Here is a 3,058-nt window from a genome sequence, read left to right on the forward strand (position 1 = left end):
CCGAGCGCGATATTGACGGGAATCGCGACGCGGACGCAGCTCTTGATTTCGGCGATCTGATCCAAGGCGATACACGTCGAAAGCTCGTCATTAGTCTGGCCGGCTGCGACATCAAACTGTGTACGGGGGGACGAAAACATGGCCTGGTCACCGTTATGATCCTGTCTGTCGTCAGATAATTTTAGACAGTTAGCTGCCTGATTTAGCGGAGGCTTTGACTCACCTGTTCGGTTAAAGGTTTAACCGGCTATTTCGTTGTGGTGCAAGCGCTTGGCCTGGATGGCTTGGCGCCGTGGTCTTGGTTATGAATTCCTCAGCGGCTTTGACCATAATAAAAGTGGGCGAGGCAATTAGGTCATGGGCCTTAAGCAGCCGGTAGGCAGACGCCTCCGAGACGAAATAGCCTTAGCTATCGGCGAAGGTCATGGCCAGTTCACGCGGGCACAGCATGGGTTGTTCCAGCGCTAGCTCGATCATCTGTGCGCGCCTGGCATCACCAATGCGGTTCCACACGCGATCAGGTTTGGAGTGACGGTCGCGCAGCGCCTCGGGCCAACTGGCACGATAACGTTCGTGCCCGCGATAGCATCTCGGGCGGGAAATGCCGAGTTGGTCCAACGTCTTGCGCACGGGCAGGTACGACTGCTCGGGAGAGTGTCCGTCCTTCTGTGTATGGCTGAATTGGTCCATGCTTCCTGAGAGGGGCATGAAAGATGACGATTTCGAACGAGTTGCTGAATGGGTGCAAGCGTCCTGAGGACCTACTTGGTGATGCCGGGCTGATGAAGGAGCTGAAGATCCGGCTGATGGAGCGGATGCTGGACGCGGAATTGACAGCGCATCTAGGAGCCTGTCCCGGTAACGGGCTAAATTCACTCGACAAGATGGTTGCGTCGTGATTCTGTTTTTCGATGAGCAAAGTGTTTCGCCCTTGGAAGACCGATGAAGTCTGGCTGCTTCCGCCTTCGGTGGCGGACTTCGTCCCCGCCGGCCATCCGGCCCATCTGATCCGCGATCTGGTCAGCGAGGAGCTTGATCTTTCCGCGATCATGAGGGCCTACACGGAGGTGAAGGGCTATCCGCCTTATCATCCGGCCATGATGGTGGCACTGCTCCTTTATGCCTATCGCAGCGGTGTTTATTCGTCGCGCCGGATCGCGCGCGGCTGCGAGGAGCGGCTGGATTTTCAGGCGGTGACGGCGCTCAACCAGCCGGACTTCCGGACCATCAGTGAATTTCGCCGGCGCCACCTGGATGCGTTGGCCTGTCTGTTCGTGCAGGTGCTGGCGCTGTGTCGCAAGGCGGGTCTGGCTGAACTGGCTCATGTTGCTGTTGACGGCACCAAGATCAAAGCCAATGCCTCCAAGCATAAGGCGATGAGCTACGCCCGCATGGTGGAAGCCGAGGCTGAACTTACCCGCGAGGTGAACGAGTGGCTGGCACGCGCGGCAGCCGAGGATGCGGCCGAAGACGCCGCGCACGGCTGCACGCGCCGCGGTGACGAACCGCCCGACTGGATGCGTGACAAGCAGGCGCGGCTGGCGCGCATCCGTGCTGCCAAGGCTGAGCTCGAGGCCGAAGCCCGCGCCGCGGAAGCCGCCCGGCCGCCGCCGCCAGCAAACCCTGACGGCAGTGCCAAACCCCGGCCGGGCAAAACCCCAAAACACGAGCCAGGCAAACCAAAGCCCAAGGCGCAGCGCAATTTCACCGATCCGGAAAGCCGGATCATGAAAGGCCGCGATGGCTTCATCCAGGCGTATAATGCGCAGGCCGCGATCGATGCCGGCGCACAGATCATCGTGGCGCACCGGCTCACCAACAACGGTTCTGATCAAGACGCCCTGCTGACGCTGCTCGATGCGATCGAGGACAACACCGGCGAGATGCCCAATGAAGTCTCCGCCGATAACGGTTTCTGTTCAGAAGAAAATCTTGAGGGGCTCAACGCGCGCACGGTTCGCGGCTATATCGCGGCAGGGCGCGCAAGCTCGCCAGGCAGCGGCAAAAAAGGCGGCAAGCTGGTTCAGGCCATGCGCGCCAGACTCCGAAAAGGTGGACATCGAAGCCGGTACCGTATCCGAAAATACACCGTCGAACCTGTGTTTGGACACATCAAGCAGGCCAGAGGCTTCCGGCAGTTCCTCCTCCGCGGTATCGATAAGGTCAAAGCAGAATGGGCAATGATCTGCACCGCCCATAACCTCGCAAAACTCACCGCTTGAGGGGGAGCGGCGCAAATGAAAACACGGGGCTAATGCAGATAATTGCTGCCGTAAAGATTACCAGGACAGGCTCCTAGCATCAAAGCTGTCGAACTCGCCACACTGCATTGGATCGACTGGTTCAACCATCGGCGTATCCTCGAACCAATCGGCAACATACCACCCGCTGAAGCAGAGGAAAACTACTACGCGGAACTTGCGGCTATGCCCGTAGCCGCGTAGCACTCAAACCAAAATGTCTCCGGGAAACCCGGCGCGGTTCACTTCGGGCCGGTCTTCCTAAACAAGGTGCCCGGAATCAGATACGGGGAGGCATTCGGCGTCGGAGATCAACGAAGCCAGGACGACACCCTGTCAAGTGAATCGTAGAATTGACCCCCTGGGCGAACTGACGAACTACCCCCTTTCATTGCGTGGTGCTTTCGTCTGTATCGAGCGCCGTCCCGGCGTTATGCAAAAGACCGGGACGGCGCTTTCGCGGAACCAGTAGCTGTCCTCACAGATCGTGACTAAGATGGAAGTGGGCGGTAGGCGGTCCGGGAACATGGTGGCAACACAGGATTACCAAATACAATGCCCCAATCACCGACTGAGCGCTTCAAAGTAATCAGAATGCAGAGTCCCTCTGGGACTACGCCCTCACGGCACTCGCCAACACCCCAACACCCCAACTAGGCGTGTCTAGTTTCGCACCGACAAATGGCCTAGTTATATTCAGTCGTTTTTAATTGAGTTTTCATAACACTAAACTCTAATCAACTAATTTTTTTGATATTTTATATCTTAAAATTCAGCGTGAACCATACCTTGGATTGTCGACCAACATTTCTGGTATG

General features: G+C 57.4%; 2 protein-coding genes and 2 pseudogenes. 3 read left to right on the forward strand and 1 reads right to left on the reverse strand.

Annotation, left to right across the window (positions count from 1 at the left end; genetic code table 11):
* Positions 1-282: 282 nt before the first annotated feature.
* Positions 283-648, reverse strand: a pseudogene (locus AB7D48_RS17000) (IS3 family transposase); the annotation flags it as partial.
* Between the two features lie 65 nt (positions 649-713).
* Here AB7D48_RS17000 and AB7D48_RS17005 point away from each other — a divergent pair.
* From AB7D48_RS17005 to AB7D48_RS17015, 3 genes and pseudogenes are all read left to right on the forward strand, one after another.
* A complete protein-coding gene (locus AB7D48_RS17005; RefSeq protein WP_427981647.1) occupies positions 714-899 on the forward strand; it encodes a hypothetical protein in 186 nt (61 codons plus the stop codon).
* A gap of 12 nt (positions 900-911) precedes the next feature.
* Positions 912-2,222, forward strand: coding sequence for an IS1182 family transposase (locus tag AB7D48_RS17010; RefSeq protein WP_427981649.1), 1,311 nt, complete (start codon positions 912-914; stop codon positions 2,220-2,222).
* Between the two features lie 75 nt (positions 2,223-2,297).
* Positions 2,298-2,444 (forward strand): annotated as a pseudogene (locus AB7D48_RS17015) (IS3 family transposase); the annotation flags it as partial.
* Positions 2,445-3,058 lie beyond the last annotated feature (614 nt).

Source organism: Acidocella sp. (assembly GCF_050253495.1).
GTDB lineage: Bacteria > Pseudomonadota > Alphaproteobacteria > Acetobacterales > Acetobacteraceae > Acidocella.